This is a genomic window from Aeromicrobium sp. MLTX1, assembly GCF_046452335.1.
Taxonomy (GTDB): domain Bacteria; phylum Actinomycetota; class Actinomycetes; order Propionibacteriales; family Nocardioidaceae; genus Aeromicrobium.
Genome location: NZ_JBKFDN010000001.1, coordinates 991,364 through 1,010,746 on the forward strand (window position 1 = coordinate 991,364; position 19,383 = coordinate 1,010,746).

20 protein-coding genes are annotated in these 19,383 nt (G+C 71.6%); 12 read left to right on the forward strand and 8 right to left on the reverse strand.

The genetic code is table 11. The features are described from left to right. The first annotated feature begins 73 nt into the window (after window positions 1–73). Both ACK99Q_RS04600 and ACK99Q_RS04605 read left to right on the forward strand, forming a co-directional pair. Window positions 74–361, forward strand: a complete 288-nt coding sequence (locus tag ACK99Q_RS04600; protein ID WP_179427488.1) for an HU family DNA-binding protein — start codon at window positions 74–76, stop codon at window positions 359–361. A gap of 78 nt (window positions 362–439) precedes the next feature. Then, on the forward strand, window positions 440–1,510 hold the full coding sequence (locus ACK99Q_RS04605; protein WP_410185050.1) for a CPBP family intramembrane glutamic endopeptidase: 1,071 nt from the start codon (window positions 440–442) through the stop codon (window positions 1,508–1,510). Window positions 1,511–1,514: 4 nt separating this feature from the next. Here the strand turns inward: ACK99Q_RS04605 and ACK99Q_RS04610 are convergent, their stop codons facing one another. Next, window positions 1,515–1,832, reverse strand: coding sequence for a rhodanese-like domain-containing protein (locus ACK99Q_RS04610; protein WP_410185051.1), 318 nt, complete (start codon window positions 1,830–1,832; stop codon window positions 1,515–1,517). A gap of 139 nt (window positions 1,833–1,971) precedes the next feature. On the opposite strand from ACK99Q_RS04610, the gene ACK99Q_RS04615 reads away from it, so the two are divergent. From ACK99Q_RS04615 to ACK99Q_RS04630, 4 genes are all read left to right on the forward strand, one after another. Beyond that, a complete protein-coding gene (locus ACK99Q_RS04615; protein WP_410185052.1) occupies window positions 1,972–2,364 on the forward strand; it encodes an ATP-binding protein in 393 nt (130 codons plus the stop codon). 38 nt (window positions 2,365–2,402) lie between these two features. After that, the gene (locus ACK99Q_RS04620) at window positions 2,403–3,242 is read left to right on the forward strand and encodes a DUF5926 family protein (protein ID WP_410185053.1); all 840 of its coding nucleotides are present in this window, start codon (window positions 2,403–2,405) and stop codon (window positions 3,240–3,242) included. A 72-nt stretch (window positions 3,243–3,314) separates the two neighbouring features. Further along, window positions 3,315–4,028, forward strand: a complete 714-nt coding sequence (locus tag ACK99Q_RS04625; RefSeq protein ID WP_410185054.1) for an HAD family hydrolase — start codon at window positions 3,315–3,317, stop codon at window positions 4,026–4,028. Between the two features lie 76 nt (window positions 4,029–4,104). After that, a complete protein-coding gene (locus tag ACK99Q_RS04630) occupies window positions 4,105–6,609 on the forward strand; it encodes a glycoside hydrolase family 65 protein (RefSeq protein ID WP_410185055.1) in 2,505 nt (834 codons plus the stop codon). 3 nt (window positions 6,610–6,612) lie between these two features. On the opposite strand, the gene ACK99Q_RS04635 is transcribed toward ACK99Q_RS04630, so the two are convergent. Beyond that, complete coding sequence (locus ACK99Q_RS04635) at window positions 6,613–8,223, reverse strand: YegS/Rv2252/BmrU family lipid kinase (RefSeq protein WP_410185056.1); 1,611 nt, start codon at window positions 8,221–8,223, stop codon at window positions 6,613–6,615. Between the two features lie 85 nt (window positions 8,224–8,308). Between ACK99Q_RS04635 and serS the strand changes: the two genes are divergently transcribed. From serS to ACK99Q_RS04655, 4 genes are all read left to right on the forward strand, one after another. Further along, window positions 8,309–9,592 carry a serine--tRNA ligase gene (gene serS / locus ACK99Q_RS04640; protein WP_410185057.1) on the forward strand — a complete coding sequence of 428 codons (1,284 nt, stop codon included), beginning with the start codon at window positions 8,309–8,311 and terminating at the stop codon, window positions 9,590–9,592. Beyond that, entirely contained in the window at window positions 9,589–10,374 is a 786-nt protein-coding gene (locus ACK99Q_RS04645) for an HAD family hydrolase (protein ID WP_410185058.1), read from the forward strand. The genes serS and ACK99Q_RS04645 overlap by 4 nt, the downstream gene beginning before the upstream one ends. A 228-nt stretch (window positions 10,375–10,602) precedes the next feature. Then, entirely contained in the window at window positions 10,603–12,573 is a 1,971-nt protein-coding gene (gene acs / locus ACK99Q_RS04650; RefSeq protein ID WP_410185059.1) for an acetate--CoA ligase, read from the forward strand. A gap of 64 nt (window positions 12,574–12,637) precedes the next feature. Then, on the forward strand, window positions 12,638–13,063 hold the full coding sequence (locus ACK99Q_RS04655; RefSeq protein ID WP_410185060.1) for a phage holin family protein: 426 nt from the start codon (window positions 12,638–12,640) through the stop codon (window positions 13,061–13,063). On the opposite strand, the gene ACK99Q_RS04660 is transcribed toward ACK99Q_RS04655, so the two are convergent. From ACK99Q_RS04660 to nth, 4 genes are read right to left on the reverse strand one after another with little or no spacing between them, the layout of a single operon-like run. Next, window positions 13,041–13,847, reverse strand: a complete 807-nt coding sequence (locus ACK99Q_RS04660) for a hypothetical protein (protein ID WP_410185061.1) — start codon at window positions 13,845–13,847, stop codon at window positions 13,041–13,043. The genes ACK99Q_RS04655 and ACK99Q_RS04660 overlap by 23 nt on opposite strands. Beyond that, entirely contained in the window at window positions 13,847–15,013 is a 1,167-nt protein-coding gene (locus ACK99Q_RS04665; protein WP_410185062.1) for a MarP family serine protease, read from the reverse strand. Before ACK99Q_RS04665 ends, ACK99Q_RS04660 begins: the two co-directional genes overlap by 1 nt. 2 nt (window positions 15,014–15,015) lie before the next feature. Further along, entirely contained in the window at window positions 15,016–15,657 is a 642-nt protein-coding gene (locus tag ACK99Q_RS04670; RefSeq protein WP_410185063.1) for an NUDIX hydrolase, read from the reverse strand. After that, the gene (nth, locus tag ACK99Q_RS04675; protein WP_410185064.1) at window positions 15,654–16,385 is read right to left on the reverse strand and encodes an endonuclease III; all 732 of its coding nucleotides are present in this window, start codon (window positions 16,383–16,385) and stop codon (window positions 15,654–15,656) included. Before nth ends, ACK99Q_RS04670 begins: the two co-directional genes overlap by 4 nt. Window positions 16,386–16,448: 63 nt before the next feature. Here nth and ACK99Q_RS04680 point away from each other — a divergent pair, with 63 nt between their 5' ends. Continuing rightward, window positions 16,449–17,144 (forward strand): Crp/Fnr family transcriptional regulator, encoded by a 696-nt coding sequence (locus ACK99Q_RS04680; RefSeq protein WP_410185065.1) that lies wholly within the window; start codon window positions 16,449–16,451, stop codon window positions 17,142–17,144. 4 nt (window positions 17,145–17,148) lie between these two features. Then, on the forward strand, window positions 17,149–17,784 hold the full coding sequence (locus ACK99Q_RS04685; protein WP_410185066.1) for a maleylpyruvate isomerase family mycothiol-dependent enzyme: 636 nt from the start codon (window positions 17,149–17,151) through the stop codon (window positions 17,782–17,784). Between the two features lie 22 nt (window positions 17,785–17,806). Here the strand turns inward: ACK99Q_RS04685 and ACK99Q_RS04690 are convergent, their stop codons facing one another. Both ACK99Q_RS04690 and ACK99Q_RS04695 read right to left on the reverse strand, forming a co-directional pair. Then, the gene (locus tag ACK99Q_RS04690) at window positions 17,807–18,574 is read right to left on the reverse strand and encodes an MBL fold metallo-hydrolase (RefSeq protein ID WP_410185067.1); all 768 of its coding nucleotides are present in this window, start codon (window positions 18,572–18,574) and stop codon (window positions 17,807–17,809) included. Continuing rightward, on the reverse strand, window positions 18,571–19,383 hold the full coding sequence (locus ACK99Q_RS04695) for an NUDIX hydrolase (protein WP_410185068.1): 813 nt from the start codon (window positions 19,381–19,383) through the stop codon (window positions 18,571–18,573). Before ACK99Q_RS04695 ends, ACK99Q_RS04690 begins: the two co-directional genes overlap by 4 nt.

Genomic DNA, 19,383 nt, shown 5'->3' on the forward strand with positions numbered 1-19,383 from the left:
CCGGGAGGCGGACCCCTTCGCGTGATCCCTAGACTGCACGCGTACCCATTTCATCCATTTCAGGAGCAGAATCGTGGCACTTTCCCGCAACGATCTCGTGGCCGAGCTGGCCAACAAGACCGGCAGCACCAAGAAGGACGTCGACGAGTTCGTCACCGCCTTCGCCGAGCTCGTCATCGACTCGGTCGCCAAGGGCGAGAAGATCTCGATCCCGGGTGTTCTCTCGGTCGAGCTCGTCGAGCGCGCCGCCCGCACGGGTCGCAACCCCGCCACTGGTGAGACCATCGACATCCCCGCCGGCAAGGGCGTGAAGGTCAGCGCCGGCTCGCGCCTCAAGGCTGCCGCCAAGTCCGCGAAGTAAATTCCTTGCGCGTTCCGACGCCCCCGCCCCTGTGGACACAGGGCCGGGGGCGTCGTGCGTGTGTGTGAGGATGCGGCGATGACGACCTCGACGCCGTACCACCGGCTCGCCCGCGAGTCCCCCGACTTCGCCCACTGGCGCCTTCCGGTCGCGGCCGTCGCCGGCACCGGGGTCTACGCCGCCCTCACGGTCGTCCTGGTCATCGTCACCGCGCTGGTCGTGGTGGGCAGCGGCGCCAGCTTCGACGCGTGGCTCGACTCGATGAGCGACGACATCTCCACCGACGACCCGGGCGCCCTGCTGTTCCAGCTGGTCTCGATCGTCCTGATGCTGCCGTGCGTCCTGCTGTCCGTCGCGGTCGTCTGGCGCCGCCACGTCGGCTACCTGCACTCCGTGGCGGGGCACCTGCGCTGGGGCTGGCTGGGCCGGTGCACGGTCCTGGCCTTCGCCGTCGTCGGCACCGCGCTGGGGCTCTCGATCGTCCTCGCCGCCGCGTCGGGCGAGTCGCTCGGCTTCGACGCCCCCGGCGGGCGGGCGCTGCTCGTGCTGCTGGTCGTCCTGCTCGTGGTGCCGTTCCAGGCCGCGGCCGAGGAGTACGTGTTCCGCGGCGCGCTGCTCCAGCTGATCGGCTCGTGGACGCGCTTCGCGGCCGTCCCGGTGATCGCCACCAGCCTGCTGTTCGCGGCCGGGCACCTCTACAACTTCTGGGGCCTGGTCTCGGTCTTCCTCTTCGGCGTCGTGGCGGCCCTCATCACCATCCGCACCGGCGGCCTCGAGGCCGCGGTCGCACTGCACGTCGCGAACAACATGGTGCTGCTGACCCTCGACGTGCTCGGCCTCATCGACTCCAGCGGCGAGGGCGCGGGCATGTGGAACGAGGTCGTCCCGTCCACGGTCATGTGCCTGGTCTTCTGGGGCCTCGTCGAGCTCTCGGCGCGGCGCCGCGGACTCCAGCGTCGCCGGCCGCCCCTCCCGGCGCCGGCTCCCGCCTACGTCGTCGTGCCCCCGCCGCCCTACGTCCCCGGCCCGGCCGACCACGCACCGGCTCCCGCCGCCCCGGTCCAGCCCGCCGCCCCGGTGCCACCGCAGGCGCTCGTGCCGCCGAACGCGCCGTCCTACCCGGGCGATCCGGGCGTCTGGGGACGCTGAGCCGCTACGACACCACCGGCCGCCCGGCGGCCTCCCACGCGTCCATCCCGCCCTCGAGGTTCACCGCGTGATGGCCCAGCGAGGTCAGCCAGGCCGTCGCGTGCGCCGAGCGCTGCCCGAGGTGGCAGACCACCAGCACCGGGCGCTGCGGGTCCAGCCGCTCCACCTCGAGCGGCAGCTGCCCCAGCGGGATGTGCACGGCGCCGGCGATGTGCCCCGCCTCCCACTCGAAGGGCTCGCGGACGTCCAGCACCACCCAGTCCTCGGGCAGGGGCTCGGGCACCTCGGACACGGACACCTGGGGCAGGCCGGAGTCACTCATGGGACGGGGGACCTCCTGTGGGGTCTTGAAACCGCGAGAGTTGAATGGTTAATTGTTACTAGTCATCGCCGCGTGGCGCCCATCGGCGCGCCCCGTGGCAGGTGCGGATCGACCGACCCGCTGCCGGAGAGGAGGACACATGGTGCAGAGCCGCGACGTCGTGCGACTGCCCTTCGAGTCCTCCACCCCGGGCATCGCCAGGACGAAGCTCGCGGCCTTCCTCACCCGGAACCGCACCGATCTCGCCGCCATCGACAACGCGCTGATCGTGCTGAGCGAGATGATCGCCAACGCCGTCGCACACGGCACCCCCGACCAGGACGGCACGATGGAGATCGGCTGGGCCATCGAGGAGGGGCACCTGCTGCTCAGCGTCCGCGACTCGGGCCACGGCGTCGACATGGTGCCGCGCCCGTTCGACGAGGACTCCCTCGGCGGCCGCGGCCTCTCGATCATCAGCCGGGTCGCCGACAAGTGGTCGGTCGACCTCAGCGAAGGCACGTGCGTGCGTGCCGAGCTCACGCTGGCCTGAGCGACCGCCGTCGGAGCCCGACGGATACCGTGTCGGCCATGGGCAAGAAGTCGAGGCGTACCAAGCCGGCCAAGCAGCGCATGCCGTTCGTGGCGCGCACCTTCGAAGGACTCCCCGCCGAGGGCGACTGGGTCGCGATGCGCGAGTTCGTCCCGTCGGCCACCGCCGTGGTGGGCCTGCGCGACGGCGGCAGCGTCCGCGTCTGCTCGCTGCTCCCCGGCGCCGGCGCGGGCCTCGTCCGTCCTGACGGCGAGATCTGGGTGGCCCTCCAGGTGCTGCACAACCACGGCGACATCAGCCGCGATCTCGCGCACGTCATCGAGGTGGCGCGGGACACCGAGCCCGGCACCCCGATCCGCATGACCCCTCCCGGCGTCGGCGACCGCCTGCAGGACCTCATCGCGCCCGACGCCTCGTTCGAGCTGGAGCTGCACGACGGCTTCGACTGGTGGCTCGTCGAGGAGGACCGCGGCTCGTCCGCCGCCGCGGCCGCGCTCGAGGAGGCCAACGCCACCGTCGCGCCCACCACGCGTCTGACCGCCACCGACTCGGCCTACGTCACCGACATGGGCGACCACGCGTACCTGCGCTGGATCATGCTCGACGAGGAGGGCCCGCTGCTCGACGCGTTCGCGCGGCTGCGCGCCGCCGACACCGACGCGATCACGGAGGGCACGACCCTCATCGGCATCTTCCGCGCGCACGGCCTGCTGGTCCCGGTCTGGGAGCTCGAGGGCGTCGGCGCCGACGAGCTCGACGCCGCCCTGCCGGCGTTCGTCGCGACGCTCGACGAGGCGAAGGCGCAGACCGCCGAGCTGTCCGCCGCCGAGCGCACCGCCCGCCGCGACCTGGTCAGCCGTCAGGTCACCATTCGCTGAGACGACGTCGGATCGACGTGCCGTCCGTCACGGGGTTCGGTGTCACCGGCACCGAGCCCCTAGGCTGATTGCGTGGACTGGAACGACTACGACGCCGCGTTGTTCGACCTCGACGGAGTGATCACGCCCACCGCCGAGGTCCACGAGATGGCCTGGGGCCGGATGTTCACGGACTTCCTGGCCGGCCACCCCGACGCCGACCCCTACACCGACGCCGACTACTTCGCGTACGTCGACGGCAAGCCGCGCTACGAGGGCGTCCGGTCGTTCCTGGAGTCCCGCGGCATCGACCTGCCGTACGGCGACCCGTCGGACGATCCCGCCGCCGAGACCGTCTGCGCGCTGGGCAACCGCAAGAACGACTACTTCTCCGAGGTGCTGCGCACCGAGGGTGTCGAGGCGTACCCCGGCTCGGTGCGGCTGCTCGACGCGCTGGAGGAGCGCGGCGTGAAGGCCGCGCTGGTCTCCAGTTCGCGCAACGCGAAGCTCGTGCTCGAGGCCGCGGGGCTGACCGAGCGCTTCGAGGTGATCATCGACGGCGAGGTCGCCGCGACCGAGCAGATCGCGGGCAAGCCGAAGCCCGACACGTACGCCGCCGCGGCCGAGCGCCTCGGCGTGCCGACGCAGCGCTCCGTCGTGCTGGAGGACGCCGTCTCGGGCGTCCAGGCCGGCGCGGCGGGCGACTTCGGCCTCGTGGTCGGCGTCGACCGCGGTGCGGGCGCCGACGTCCTGCGCGAGAACGGCGCGGACGTCGTCGTCTCCGACCTCGCGGAGCTGGTCCCGTGAGCGAGCGACAGCGAGCGAGCCATGAGGCACTCATGCCGGCGTCCCCGTACCTTCGCCTTCACACGGGGGTGACGGCGTGAGCTCGCACGAGGCGCCCCTGGCGGAGGACTTCCTCGACCGGGACCGCTGGCCCGCGGATCCCTGGCGGCTGGTGGAGACGCATCCCGACCAGACGGACCTCGGCGTCACCGAGACGCTGTTCGCGGTCGGCAACGGCTATCTGGGCATGCGCGGCAACGTCACCGAGGGCCGCGACTCCCACACCCACGGCACGTTCATCAACGGCTTCCACGAGACGTGGCGGATCCACCACGCCGAGGAGGCCTACGGCTTCGCCCGCGTGGGCCAGACGATCGTCAACGCGCCCGACGCGAAGGTGATCCGCCTCTACGTCGACGACGAGCCGCTGCTGCTGAGCGTGGCCGACCTGCTCGAGTACGAGCGCTCGCTCGACTTCCGCGACGGCGTCCTGCGCCGCGAGATCCTGTGGCGCACGCCCTCGAACAAGCTCGTGCGCGTGCTGGCCACCCGCATGGTCTCGTTCGCCGAGCGCCACCTCGCGGTGCTCGAGTTCGAGGTCACGATGGTCGACGACCACGCGCCGATCGCGATCTCGTCGCAGATCCTCAACCGTCAGGACGGCGAGGACGAGTACCACGTCCGTTCCAAGGCGATGGGCGAGGGACACGACCCCCGCAAGTCCGACGGCTTCGACCGCCGCGTGCTCGAGCCCAAGCACCAGTGGGGCGACGCCGAGCAGGGCCGCGTCGAGCTGGGCTTCCGCTGCGCCGACAGCGGCATGACCCTGGCCGTGGCGGCCGAGCACATCCTGGAGACCGACAACGAGTACACGACCCGCGTGCAGGTCGAGGACGACCTCGCGAAGGTGACCTACCGCGTCAACGCCGAGCCCGGCCAGAAGGTCCGCCTGACGAAGCTGGTCTCGTACCACACGTCGCGCGGCGTCCCGGTGCGCGAGCTCGTCGACCGCTGCCGCCGCACGCTCGACCGGGCGTGCGTCGAGGGCGTCGCCCACCAGCGCGAGGCGCAGGCCGCATGGCTGACCGAGTTCTGGAAGCGCTCCGACGTCGAGGTGCCCGGGCACACCAGCATCCAGCAGGCGATCCGCTGGAACCTGTTCCAGGTCGCGCAGGCCAGCGCGCGCGCCGAGGGCGCCGGCATCCCCGCCAAGGGTGTCACCGGCTCGGGCTACAGCGGGCACTACTTTTGGGACACCGAGGTCTACGTCCTCCCGTTCCTGACGTACACGAACCCCGACCACGCCCGGAACGCCCTGCGGTTCCGACACAGCCTGCTCGAGGCCGGCCGCAAGCGCGCCCGCGAGATGTCGCAGTCGGGGGCGCTGTTCCCGTGGCGCACGATCAACGGCGAGGAGGCCTCGGCCTTCTACGCCGCGGGCACCGCGCAGTACCACATCGACGCGGACATCGCGTATGCCGTGACCCAGTACTACCTCGCCACGGACGACGAGGACTTCATGATCCGCCAGGGCATCGACATCCTCGTCGAGACCGCACGGATGTGGGTCGACCTGGGCTTCTGGCGTGACGAGGAGGTGGGCACGTTCCACATCCACGGCGTCACCGGACCCGACGAGTACACGACCGTCGTGAACGACAACCTGTTCACGAACGTCATGGCGCGGTTCAACCTCGGCGCCGCCGCGCTCGCGGTGAAGCGCCTCGAGAAGCGCGCCCCGGACGCCCACCGCCGGATGGTCACGCGTCTCGCGCTCCAGGAGCACGAGATCACCGACTGGGAGCGCGCCGCCCGCAACATGGCGATCCCCTACGACGAGGCGCTCGGCGTGCACCCGCAGGACCAGCACTTCCTCGAGCGCGAGGTCTGGGACCTCGACCACACGCCGCTGGACAAGCGACCGCTGCTGCTGAACTACCACCCGCTGGTGATCTACCGCTTCCAGGTGATCAAGCAGGCCGACGTCGTGCTGGCGCTCTACCTGCAGGGCAACCACTTCACGGCGGAGCAGAAGCGCGCGAACTTCGAGTACTACGACCCGATCACGACGGGCGACTCCACGCTCTCGGCCGTGGTGCAGTCGATCATCGCGGCCGAGGTGGGCTACCGCGACCTCGCGTACCGCTACTTCCTCGGCGCGCTGTTCGTCGACCTCGCCGACCGGCACAAGAACGCCACCGACGGCGTCCACGTGGCGTCCACCGGCGGTGTCTGGAGCGTGCTGGCCGGAGGCTTCGGCGGGTTCCGCGACCACCAGGGCGACTTCTCGATCGACCCGCGCCTGCCCGACGACTGGCACGAGCTGGTCTACCGCGTCACGGTGCACGGCACGCGCGTCCGCGTCACGGTGCGCCGCGACCAGCTCGAGCTCGTCGTCGAGGACCAGCAGCCCGATGCGCGCGGCCGGGTGGTCAACCCGCAGTTCTTCGTGCGCAAGCGCACGGTGACCGTGAAGCCGGGCGAGCCCGTCGTGGTGCCGCTCGAGGGTCAGGGTCCGCAGATCGACGGCACGCCGCCGCCGGTCTCGGGTCGTCGCCGTGCCGACGGCACGGTCATCACCGCCATCGTCCCCGGCAGCTGAGCGCTACTCGACCGGCGCCAGCGTCGCCGGCACGCGCACGAGCACCACGCCGGGGTGCACCTCAGCGGTGATCTCGCGGCCCTCGCCGGCGGGGTCGCCGTCGAGCTGCATCGGCACGGGCTTCTCGGCCTTCACGTGCACGCGCTGGGCGCACAGCCGGGTGAGGCGTGCGTCGTTGGTCTTGCGACGCGTGATGACGCGGGCCACGATCGACAGCCAGCCGATGAAGCGCTTCGGCGCGACGATGACCACGTCGAGCAGGCCGTCGTCGATCTGCGCGTCGGGCAGCAGGGGGATGCCGCCCTGCAGGAAGCCCACGTTGCCGATCACGACGGTGCGCGCGCGGAAGTGGCGCGGCTCCTCGTCGTCGAGCGTGATCTCGACCTTGGTGCGCGGGAAGGTGATGGCCTTGACGCCCGAGACGAAGTACGCGAGGTAGCCGACGCGCTTCTTCAGGTCCTCGTTGACGCCGGTCATGATCATCGCGTCCATGCCCAGCCCCGCCATGACGAGGAACGAGGTCTCGGTGCCGCCGTCGGTGGTGAAGGTGGCGAGGTCGATCGCGCGGTCCTGGCCGCCGAAGACCACGTCGAGCGCGTCGCGGGTGTTCACCGGGATGTCGAGGTTGCGCGCCAGCAGGTTGCCGGTGCCGTGGGGCAGCACGCCGACGGCGACGCCCGAGCGGGTGGCCTCCTCGCACACCGCGCGCACCGTGCCGTCGCCGCCCGCGGCGATCACGAGGTCGACGTCGGCGTCCAGCGCGGCGCGGGTCTGGCCGTGACCCGGGTCCTCGATCGTGGTCTCGAACCACTGCGGCTCGTCCCAGCCGTGCGCGGCGCCGACCTGGCGGACCTTGGCCTTGAAGTCCTCGATGTCGCCGACCTTGACGGGGTTGAGCACCACGGCGGCGCGGCGCCGGCCCGAGCCCGTGACGACGGCGAGGTCGGACGGCAGGCGCCCGCTGCCGCGCACCATGACGTGCCACAGGATCAGCGTCACGGCACTGCCGAAGCACGCGCCCGCGGTGACGTCGCTGAGGAAGTGCACGCCGAGGAACACGCGGTCGGCTGCGACGGCCAGCGTGAGCAGGACCCACAGCGTCAGCAGCAGCCGGCGTCGCAGGCCGCGCCCGGTGGCCACGATCGTCAGCAGGGCCATGACGGTGAAGAACAGTCCCGCGCCGGCCGAGTGACCGCTCGGGAACGAGTAGCCGCCGATCTCGTGCAGCGGCAGGTCCCACACCGGCCGCTCGCGGCGGACCGCCAGCTTGATGAGGGCGTTGCCGCCCAGCACGGCCACGCCGGACGCGACGACCCACAGTGCGAGGATGCGCTCCTGACGCCACCAGAGCAGGCCCGCGAGGACGGCGAGCAGGATACCGACGGTCCAGTTGCTGGTCGCGATCGCGATGATGTCGAGGAGGCTGACGAGCCAGGCCCGCGGCTCGGACACGTCGTACGCCCACTGCGCGACCGACTGGTCGAGGTCCATCAGGGGCTGCCAGCGCATCGACACCAGCACGGCCAACGTGAGGAACAGGACGCACTCGACCGCCAGGAGGGCGTTCGGGATGAGCGGCCGGTCACCGTCGGCACGGCGCAGGTCGATCGTCACAACAGTCCTCTCGTCCGGGATGGGGCTGCCCCAGCGTAACCGCGCCGCGACACGTCGGCCGGTCACGCCTCGCTAGGCTGGCGGGGTGATCGATCCTCGACTGTTGCGTGACGAACCCGACCTGCTGCGTGCCGCTCAGGAGCGTCGCGGCGAGTCCCCCGAGGTGATCGACGAGCTGATCGCGGCCGACGAGGCCCGCCGCGCCGCCATCGTGCGCTTCGAGGCGGTGCGCTCGGAGCAGAAGCAGCTCGGCAAGCAGATCCCGAAGGCGCAGGGCGAGGAGAAGCAGGCGCTGCTCGCCCGGACGAAGGAGCTCAGCGCCGAGGTCAAGACCTCCGAGGCCGCGCAGGGCGCCACCGCCCAGGCGTTCGAGGAGCTGCTCAAGACCCTCCCGAACCCCACGGTCGACGCCCCTCCCGGCGGCGAGGACGACTTCGTCGTGCTCGAGGAGGTCGGCACGCCGCGCGACTTCGCGGCCGAGGGCTTCGAGCCGCGCGACCACCTCGAGCTCGGCGAGATGCTGGGCGCGATCGACATGGAGCGGGGGGCGAAGGTCAGCGGCTCGCGCTTCTACTACCTCACCGGCGTGGGCGCCCAGCTCGAGCTCGCGCTGGTCCAGTTGGCGATGTCGACGGCCGCCGAGTGGGGCTTCACGCCGATGATCCCGCCCGCGCTGGTCAAGCCGCAGGCGATGGACGGCACCGGGTTCCTGGGCCAGGCGGCCGACGACGTCTACCACCTGGAGAAGGACGACCTGTACCTCGTGGGCACGTCCGAGGTGCCGCTCGCGGCCTACCACGGCGGCGAGATCCTCCCCACCGAGTCGCTGCCGCGCCGCTACGCCGCCTTCAGCCCGTGCTTCCGCCGCGAGGCCGGCTCGTACGGCAAGGACACCCGCGGCATCTTCCGCGTGCACTGGTTCGACAAGGTCGAGATGTTCGTCTACACGACGCTCGACCAGGCCGCCGCCGAGCACGAGCGCCTGCTGGGCTGGGAGAAGGCCTGGCTGCAGAAGCTCGAGCTGCCGTTCCGCGTCATCGACGTGGCCGCGGGCGACCTCGGCCTGTCGGCGGTGCGCAAGTTCGACTGCGAGGCGTGGATCCCCACCCAGGGCAAGTACCGCGAGCTCTCCTCGGCCTCGAACTGCACCGAGTTCCAGGCCCGCCGCCTCGACGTCCGCACCCGCGGCACCGCGGACGAGGGCACGAGCCACGTGGCCACCCTCAACGGCACGCTGTGCGCCATGACGCGCACGATCGTCGCGCTGCTCGAGAACGGCCAGCAGGAGGACGGCTCGGTCCGCCTCCCGGCCGCGCTGCACCCGTACCTCGGCGAAGTGCTGCGACCCCTCGGTCAGGCCTCGGCGTGAGCTGGCGTCCCCGGCTCGTCGCGCTCGACGTCGACGGCACGATCGTCGACCACCGCAACACGCTGAGCCCCGCCGTGCGCGACGCGGTGCTGGGCCTGCGCGAGCAGGGGATCCCCGTCGTCATCGCCACCGGCCGCGCCGTGCCGGGCGTGTACGACGTGCTGGAGAAGCTCGGCTTCCGCGAGGGCCTCGGCGTGGCCAGCAACGGCTCGGTCGTCTTCAACGTCGACCCGTTCGAGGTCGTCCACACCACCACGTTCGACGCCAGCGAGGCGGTCAAGCGCGTGCTCGAGCGGGTGCCCGAGGCGCTCGTCGCGGTGGAGGAGGTTGGCGTCGGCTACCGCGTGAACCGCGCGTTCCCGAAGGGCGAGATCACCGGCGAGATCATCCTCGACGAGGTCAACCGGATGGTCTCGCAGCCCGTCACCCGTGTCGTGGTCCGCGCGCCCGACCACGACCGCGACGAGTTCTCCTCGCTCGTGGAGGACCTCGGCCTCGACGGCACCAACTACTACATCGGCTACACCGCGTGGCTCGACCTCGCGCCCGAGGGCGTCTCGAAGGCCTCGGGCCTCGAGGTCGTCTGCGCGTCGATGGGCCTCACGGCGGCCGACGTGCTCGCCGTGGGCGACGGCAGCAACGACGTCGAGATGGTCCGCTGGGCCGGCCGCGGCGTCGCGATGGGCCAGGCGCCCGACGAGCTCAAGCAGGTCGCCGACGACGTCACCGGCACCGTCGAGGACGACGGCCTCGCGGCCGAGCTGAGCCGCTGGCTCGACTGACGGTTTCCCCGGTTACGTGGGTTCCTGGTCACTTCCCGGGGTGTGCGATCCCCGGTCGGTGACAGCGAACCCAGGTAACCGGGGAATCGGTCACCCGCGCGCCGTTCGTCGCAGCGCAGCCGCCGCTCGTCGGTGTGCGCTGGCGCACACCCGAGTCGATGGGGCACCGTAAAGTCGTCACCAGTTGTGACCTGCGACACCCCCGAACCTGCGCCAGGAGGCCCACCCGTGACTCAGACCGGCATCGACAACCTCGCGAACGAGGACCGCACCTTCGAGCCGCCGTCCGACCTGGCGGCGAACGCCAACGTCACCGCCGAGGCCTACGACCGCGCCGCCTCCGACCGGCTCGGCTTCTGGGCCGAGCAGGCCGAGCGCCTGACCTGGGACACCCCGTTCACCGAGGTGCTCGACTGGTCCAACCCGCCGTTCGCGAAGTGGTTCGTCGGCGGCAAGCTGAACGTCGCCTACAACTGCGTCGACCGCCACGTGGAGGAGGGCCGCGGCGACAAGGTGGCCTTCCACTTCGTCGGCGAGCCCGGCGACACCCGCGACATCACGTACTCCCAGCTCAAGGACGAGGTCAGCAAGGCCGCCAACGCGATCACCGAGCTCGGCATCGAGGCCGGCGACCGCGTCGCGATCTACCTGCCGATGATCCCCGAGGCCGTCATCGCGATGCTGGCCTGCGCGCGCCTGGGCGCCCCGCACACCGTCGTCTTCGGCGGCTTCAGCTCCGACGCCCTCGCCAGCCGCGTGGAGGACTGCGAGGCCAAGCTCGTCATCACCGCCGACGGCGGCTACCGCCGCGGCAACCCCTCGGCGCTCAAGCCCGCCGTCGACGAGGCCATCGCCAAGCTCGGCGACAGGAGCCCGGTCGAGAACGTGCTGGTCGTGCGCCGCACGGGCCAGGAGGTCGCCTTCGACCAGGACATCGACGTCTGGTGGGACGAGCTGGTCGACGAGTCCTCGACCGACCACACGCCCGAGGCGTTCGACGCCGAGCACCCGCTCTACGTCATGTACACGTCGGGCACCACCGGCAAGCCGAAGGGCATCCTGCACACCAGCGGCGGCTACCTCACGCAATGCGCCTACACGTTCAACGCGGTCTTCGACCACAAGCGAGACACCGACGTGTTCTGGTGCACCGCCGACGTCGGCTGGGTCACCGGCCACTCGTACATCGTCTACGGCCCCACGGCCGAGGGCGCCACGCAGGTGCTCTACGAGGGCACGCCCGACAGCCCGCACAAGGGCCGCTGGTGGGAGATCATCCAGGACAAGAAGGTCACGCTCTTCTACACCGCGCCCACCGCGATCCGCACGTTCATGAAGTGGGGCGACGACATCCCCGCGCAGTACGACCTGTCGACGCTGCGCATCCTGGGATCGGTCGGCGAGTCCATCAACCCCGAGGCCTACGTCTGGTACCGCACGACCATCGGCGGCGACCGCACCCCGATCGTCGACACGTGGTGGCAGACCGAGACGGGCGCGCACATGCTCAGCCCGCTGCCGGGCGTCACCACCGCGAAGCCGGGCTCGGCCATGGGCCCGCTGCCGGGCATCAGCGCCGAGGTCGTCAACGACGAGGGCCAGCCGGTGGGCAACGGCGAGGGCGGCTACCTCGTGCTGACCGAGCCATGGCCGTCGATGCTGCGCACGATCTGGGGCGACGACCAGCGCTTCAAGGACACCTACTGGTCGCGCTTCAAGGACATGTACTTCGCCGGCGACGGCGCCAAGAAGGACTCCGACGGCGCGATCTGGCTGCTGGGCCGTGTGGACGACGTCATGAACGTCTCGGGCCACCGCCTGTCCACCACCGAGATCGAGTCCGCGCTGGTCTCGCACCCCACCGTCGCCGAGGCGGCCGTGGTCGGCGCCACCGACGACACCACGGGCCAGGCGGTCGTGGCGTTCGTGATCCTGCGCGAGTCGGCCGCCGAGTCCACCGAGGAGCACATCACCACGCTGCGCAACCACGTGGCGAAGGAGATCGGCCCGATCGCCAAGCCGCGCCAGATCATGGTCGTGCCCGAGCTGCCCAAGACGCGCTCCGGGAAGATCATGCGTCGCCTGCTGCGCGACGTGGCCGAGAACCGCGAGGTCGGCGACGCGACCACGCTCGCCGACTCGTCGGTGATGGACCTCATCACGGCGGGCCTGAAGAAGCCGGCGGCCGACCAGGAGTGACCCCGGGTCGGGGGTGCGGCGGTCACGACGGGCTGCCGCGCCCCGACTTGGGTACGCTCGCTCCATGACGAAGCCCACGGACGACCCCACGATCGGACGACTCGTCGCAGATGTGACCCGCGATCTCTCCTCGATCGTCCAGCACGAGATCGCGCTGGCGAAGTCGGAGCTGCGTGTCAGCGTGAAGGCGGGTGGCCTGGGCATCGCGCTCGTGGCCGTCGCCGCGTTCCTGTTGCTGATGGTGCTCATCCTCGGGTCGGTCACCATCGCGTACTTCCTGACGATGACCGGGCTGCACCCCGCGTGGGCGTTCCTGATCGTGACGGGCTTCTACCTGCTGCTCGCCGTGGTGCTCGTCCTGATCGCGTGGAGCCGCTTCAAGAAGGTGCGCGTCCCCGAGAAGTCGATCGGCACCGCGCGCCAGATCCCCTCGGCGCTCAAGCCCGGCGGTCCGGCCGGCACCCGCGTCAAGACCGTCGCGCGGAGCTGACCAGCCCCACCGCGGCGATCACCGCTCCGCCGACCGCCACCCACAGCAGGGTGGTGTCGAGGGACTCCACGATGCGTGCGGTCAGCACGTGACCCAGCTCGCGCGCGGAGTCCGTCCCGGTGGACTGCTGCTCCACGAGGCGCGGCACGCCCTCGCGGCCGATCACCCACCAGGCGGCGGCCGCGAGCATGACGCCGATGCCCAGCGTGGCGAGCGTGGTGGAGCGGCGACGCGACACGACGAGCGCCAGCAGCGCGGCGACCACCGCGACGGCCACGGCGACCACCGCGAGGCCACGCGACCGCTCGACCGCGGCCACGAGATCGCCCGGGTCCTCCTCGCTGAGGGTCACCATCAACTCGTCCGGACCGGTCAGGGGGATCGGCAGGTCGACCTCGCCCAGGGCGAGCCCGACGAGGGGCGCGACGTCGGCGCGGATCGACGTGGGGGTCGGCTCGCCGAAGAGCTCGCGGTGAGCGCTGCGCGTGGTCTCGCGCCACGCCTCGCTCCAGTCGGCCGACTCGGTCAGGCGGAGGATGGCATCGCCGACGGCCGCGGCGACGCGGTCGTGCAGGGCGATGGGCAGGCCCGTCTGGTCGGCGAACGCCTCGCCCGCGAGGTCCGCCGCTCTCTCCTGCACCTCGCGGTCGTCGCCGACGTGTGAGGTGAGGTCGACGAACCCGTCCTCGCTCTGCAGGTGGGTGGTGCTCCAGCCCGCGCCGATCGCGACGAACGTGGCCACGGTCGTGACGCACCACAGCAGCGCGGCGGCCAGCGTGCGCATCAGGCGCAGCTCCCCGTGGACACGGTGCGGTTCGCGCGCAGCGCCGCGGTGGCGACGGGCACGGTCTCGGCGGCCGTGACCGCGTACCCGGTCTCGGCGTCGGACACCGAGGCCGCGAAGATCACGCCGATGACGTCGCCGTCGGCCGAGATCAGCGGGCCACCGGAGTTGCCCGAGCGCACCAGCGAGCGGATCGAGAAGACGTCGCGCGAGACGCGGCCCTGGCCGTAGATGTCGGGGCCGCGCAGGTCGAGGCGGCCCCGCACGCGGGCGGCGCGGGCGTCGAAGGGGCCGTTCTCGGGGAAGCCGAGGACGGCGGCGGGGTCGCCCTGCTGCGCGCCGGTGTCGAAGCGCAGCGGGTCGCCGTCGAGGCCCGGCACGTCGACGACCGCCAGGTCGAGCTCGGTGTCGAACCACACGGGACGCGCGTCGAGGCGTCGGTCGCCGAGCGTGACGGTGGGTCGCGAGACGCCGGCGATCACGTGGGCGTTCGTCATGACCCGCTCGGGCGCGATGACGAAGCCCGAGCCCTCGATCGTGCGACGGCACTCGGCCTCGCCGAGGATCCGCACGACGCTCCCGCGCGCGTCGCGGACCGACTCCAGGGCGAGCGTGGCCTGGTCCGGCGGATCCGTCTGCGGGATGATCTCGGTCTCGAACGGGTCGAGGTACCGCGGGAACACGTCGCCGGTGAGCGTGTCGGTGAACGACCGCAGCGCCGCGCCGGCCCGTTCGGGCATGAGGGTGTCGACCCGCGCCAGCACGGTGGAGTCGCGCACGGCCGAGCTGACGTAGGGCAGCGTGGACGCGCTCACCGCGTAGCCCAGCGCCCACGAGGCCGCCATCACGACCACGGTGCCGAAGGCGGCGCCGAACACGGCGTCGATCGCGCGCCCGGGACCGCGGCCGATCCGCAGCGACCGCCCGATCAGGGTCCCGAGGAAGTTGCCGAGGCCCGCGATGACGAAGACGAAGACGATCGACATGACGGCCTTCAGCGGGTCGCCCTCGTCCTGGGCGAAGAACTGGGGTGCGAGCGCGATGCCGAGCAGGAAGCCCAGCAGCAGACCGCCGCCGGAGAACACGTTGGACACGAAGCCGTGCACCCACCCCGCGTAGGCGTAGACGATGAACGTCACGACCAGGACGATGTCGAGCCAGTTCATGCTCACTCCGGGATGGGTCGGGTCCGGGAGGCGTCCCACGGGCGTTCCCACCCGAGGCGCTCGAACAGGCGGGCGATGATGCCGGCGGTGAAGCCCCACAGCGGGACGTTCGTGCCGATGTCGAAGGCGGGCCCCGTCCAGCCCGAGGGGTGCACGACGCTGAAGCGGCGCTCGGGGTCGAGCAGCAGCTCGAGCGGGGTGGGCAGCACGCGCTCGACCTCGTCGGGGCTGTGCGCGTGCAGGGTGCGCGGGCTGGTCCAGTAGCCCAGCACGGGCGTCACGGCGTGGTTGCTCGGCGGCAGCCACAGCGTGGGCAGGCTGCCGAAGACGATCACCTCGCGGGGGTCGAGCCCGACCTCCTCCTCGGCCTCGCGCAGCGCGGTGTGGACCGCGTCGCGGTCGGTCGCGTCCTGGCGGCCGCCGGGGAACGAGATCTGCCGCGCGTGGCTGCGCAGCGTGGCGGCGCGCTCGGTGAGCAGCAGCTCGCGGCCGTGCTCGCCGTCGGAGAAGAGCATCAGCACGGCCGCCGGGCGAGCCTCGGCCGGCGGGTGCGGGAAGCGGGGCGCGAGGTGCTCGGCCTCCACCGAGTCCAGCATCTCGGCCAGCGGGTGCAGCCACTCGGGCAGCGCGGCGGTCTCCTTCATGCCGGCCCCTGAGTGGTGACGAGGGCCTGAGCGACCTCGGGATCGGTGGGCCCGAGGCCGTACGAGGGGCACCACTGCGCCACGGGGCACGCACCGCACGCGGGCGTGCGCGCGTGGCAGCGACGGCGGCCGTGCCAGATCACGTGGTGGCACAGCATCGTCCAGTCCTTCTTCGGGAACAGGTCGCCGACGGCGTGCTCGGTCTTGACGGGATCCTTGGCGGTGGCCTCGTCCACCCACTCCCAGCGCTTCACGAGGCGCGCGAAGTGGGTGTCCACGGTGATGCCGGGGACGTCGAACGCGTTGCCCAGGACGACGTTGGCCGTCTTGCGACCGACGCCGGGCAGGCTCACGAGGTCCTTCAACCGGCCCGGCACCTCGCCGCCGAAGTCCTCGACGAGGGCGGCCGACAGGCGCAGGACGCTGTCGGTCTTGGCGCGGAAGAAGCCGGTGGGCCGGATGATCTCCTCGACAGCGGTGCGGTCGGCCGCGGCCAGGGCGGCGGCGTCGGGATAGGCGGCGAAGAGGGTGGGCGTGATCGCGTTGACGCGGCGGTCGGTGGTCTGCGCCGAGAGCACCGTGGCGACGAGCAGCTGGAACGGATCGGCGAAGTCGAGCTCGCACCGGGCGTCGGGATAGGTCTGCGCGAGCACCCGGTTGATCTTGCGTGCGCGCCGCACGAGGGACGTCGCCGGACGTGTTGTCGGGGGCGTCGAATCGGCTGGCACGTTAACACCGTATCCGGACTCTTCACACACGCACGGGCCCAAGGTGGGTGTGATCTGGGTTGCATGTGGGAAACTAGCGCTGTGACCGATGAAGTTCTGCGCCAAGCCCCTCTGTTCAACGGCCTCGACGACGACGCCTCCGGCGCGCTCGAGTCCTCCATGTCCACGGTGACCCTGCGCCGTGGCGAGGTCCTGTTCGCCGAGGGCGACGAGGGCGATCAGCTCTACGTCGTCATCGAGGGCAAGATCAAGCTCGGTCGTCGCTCGGTCGACGGCCGCGAGAACCTCATCGCGATCCTGGGCCCGGGCCAGATGTTCGGCGAGCTGTCGTTCTTCGATCCCGGCCCGCGCTCGGCCACGGCCACCGCCGTCACCGACACCGAGCTGCGCAGCCTCGGCCACGGCGCGCTCAACCCGGTGCTCCAGTCGCACCCCGACGTGGCCTACGCGCTGCTCAACCAGCTCGCCGGCCGCCTGCGCCGCACCAACGAGGTCGTCGGCGACCTCGTCTTCTCCGACGTCCCCGGCCGCGTCTCCAAGGCGCTGCTCGACCTCGCCGCGCGCTTCGGCCGCGAGGCCGACGACGGCATCCACGTCAACCACGACCTCACGCAGGAGGAGCTGGCGCAGCTCGTCGGCGCCTCGCGCGAGACCGTCAACAAGGCGCTCGCCGACTTCGCGTCGCGCGGCTGGCTGCGCCTCGAGCCGCGCTCGGTCATCATCCTCGACCTCGAGCGACTCAAGCGCCGCTCGCGCTGAGTTGGTGGACGCCGCCGCGGTCCAGGAGCTCACCCACGGGGAACGCCGCCGGCTGGTCGAGATCCTCGACCGGCTGACCCCCGAGCAGTGGGAGGCGACATCGGCGTGCCCGCGCTGGTCCGTCGAGGACGTTGTCGCCCACCTGAACGCCGCCGCCAGCACCACCACGCGGCAGTGGATCGTCAGCATCGTCCGCTCGCGGTTCGATCCGGACCGGCACAACGACCGTCTCATCGCCCGTCATCGCGGCGCCACGCCGGGCGAGACGCTGGAGACCTTCCGCGGACTCGTCGTCAGCCGCACCGCCGCCGCCGGCGCCCACGTCGCCATGCTCGGCGAGGTCGTGGTGCACGCGCAGGACATCGTGCGGCCCCTCGGCATCGAGCTCGTGCCGGATCAGACCGCGGTTCTCGAGGTCGCCCGCTTCTTCGCCACGAAGGACTTCGCGGTCAACAGCCGCACGCTCGTGCGCGGCCTGTCGCTCAAGGCGGACGACGCGCCCTTCGACGTGGGCTCGGGTCCCCTCGTCACCGGCGAGCTCTTGACGCTCACCCTGGCGATGGCCGGGCGCGCGGACGCCGCCGCAGAGCTGGCCGGCCCCGGTGCGGAGGAGCTGCTCCACCGCATCGAGATCGCCTGACCCGCGTCGCGCCGTCCGCGGGTCAGGTCGTCTCGAGGTACTCCAGCTGGGCGCGCACCGAGAGTTCGGCGGCGTCCCACAGGACCGGGTCGACGTCGGCGTAGACCAGCTCGACGACCTCGCGGGCCGTGGTGGCGCCGCGCTCGACGGCGCCGCGCACCTGCTCGAGTCGCTCCTCGCGGTGGGCGAGGTAGTAGTCCAGGACGGCCGCCGGGTCCGCCACGACCGGACCGTGGGCGGGCAGGATCGTGGTGGCCCGGCCCTCCGCGACGATCGCCCGGAACTTCCGGATGGAGTCCAGGTAGGGCCCGAGTGCGCCGTCGGGGTGCGCCACCACGGTGGTGCCGCGGCCCAGCACCATGTCGCCGCTGAGCAGCGCCCGGTCCTGGGGCAGCAGGAACGCCACCGAGTCGCGGGTGTGACCCGGTGCGGCCACGACGTCGATCTGGAGGCCGTCGACCTCGATGCGCTCGCCGTCGACCAGCGGGTCGGCCTCGCGGGTGTAGTCCGCCGAGATCGCGCGCGTGGGCGCACCCGTGGCCTTCACGAACGACGCCAGCGCGTCGGTGTGGTCCCAGTGGTGGTGCGTGAACAGCACGAGCGCCACCTCGCCGGCCGCCGCGGCGACCGCCTCCACGTGCTCGGCGATGTCGGGGCCGGGATCGACCACGACCGAGCGCGAGGCGCCCGGCTCACGCAGGATCCACGTGTTGGTGCCGTCGAGCGTCATGATCCCGGGGTTGTCGGCCAGGATGAACGACGCCCGGTCGGTGACCTTCTGCTCGCTCACAGGTGCTCCTCACGCTCGGTCTCGAGCCACCACTGGCCGTCCTTGCGGACGAAGTGCGGCTCGATGGCACGGATGTCTCGCTGCGCCGCGGCGTCCAGCACGTCGGTGGCCGCCAGCGTCGAGAGCTCACGGCACGTGACGGCGGTGGGCGGCATCATCGCGGCCTGCTTCGCGTCGACGAGCGCGAGCACCTCCGACAACGGCGCCCACAGCGACTTGTCGGCCTCGGTGCTCACGGTGCCGATGCGCTGGCCCTCGGGGAGGGCGGCGACGAAGAACCGCGTGTCGTAGCGGCGCGGCTCGAGCGCCGGGGTGATCCAGTGCGCCCACGCGCCGAGCAGGTCGGCACGCAGGACGAGGCCCTGGTCGGACAGGAAGCGCGCGAACGACAGCTTCTTGGCCTCGAGGTCCTCGCGCGCCCACGCCAGGTCGGTGGTGTCGCCGACCACGGAGTGCTCGTCGGGCCCGGCCAGCAGCACGCCGGTCTCCTCGAACGTCTCGCGCACGGCGGCCACGACGAGCCGGGCCGCGAGGTCGGGCTCGCAGTGGAATCGCTCGGCCCAGACCTCGGGGGCGGGGCCCACCCAGGTCATCGGCTCGCCGTCGTCGTCCTGCACGCCGCCGCCGGGGAACACGTACATGCCCGCGGCGAACGCCATGCCCGAGTGACGACGCATGAGGAAGGCCTCGATGCCGTCCTCCCCGTCGCGGACGACGGCGATCGTGGCCGCGTCCTTCGGGGCGACGGCGTTCTCGGGCTCGAAGTCCTTCAGCCGCTCCTGCATCCGGGCAGGGACCGGGACCAGCAC

Coding starts and splice junctions, on each gene's coding strand:
- ACK99Q_RS04605 (WP_410185050.1), top strand. CDS start 440: ATGACGACCTCGACGCCGTACCACCGGCTCGCCCGCGAGTCCCCCGAC.
- ACK99Q_RS04610 (WP_410185051.1), bottom strand. CDS start 1,832: ATGAGTGACTCCGGCCTGCCCCAGGTGTCCGTGTCCGAGGTGCCCGAG.
- ACK99Q_RS04615 (WP_410185052.1), top strand. CDS start 1,972: ATGGTGCAGAGCCGCGACGTCGTGCGACTGCCCTTCGAGTCCTCCACC.
- ACK99Q_RS04620 (WP_410185053.1), top strand. CDS start 2,403: ATGGGCAAGAAGTCGAGGCGTACCAAGCCGGCCAAGCAGCGCATGCCG.
- ACK99Q_RS04655 (WP_410185060.1), top strand. CDS start 12,638: ATGACGAAGCCCACGGACGACCCCACGATCGGACGACTCGTCGCAGAT.
- ACK99Q_RS04660 (WP_410185061.1), bottom strand. CDS start 13,847: ATGCGCACGCTGGCCGCCGCGCTGCTGTGGTGCGTCACGACCGTGGCC.
- ACK99Q_RS04665 (WP_410185062.1), bottom strand. CDS start 15,013: ATGAACTGGCTCGACATCGTCCTGGTCGTGACGTTCATCGTCTACGCC.
- ACK99Q_RS04670 (WP_410185063.1), bottom strand. CDS start 15,657: ATGAAGGAGACCGCCGCGCTGCCCGAGTGGCTGCACCCGCTGGCCGAG.
- ACK99Q_RS04680 (WP_410185065.1), top strand. CDS start 16,449: ATGTGGGAAACTAGCGCTGTGACCGATGAAGTTCTGCGCCAAGCCCCT.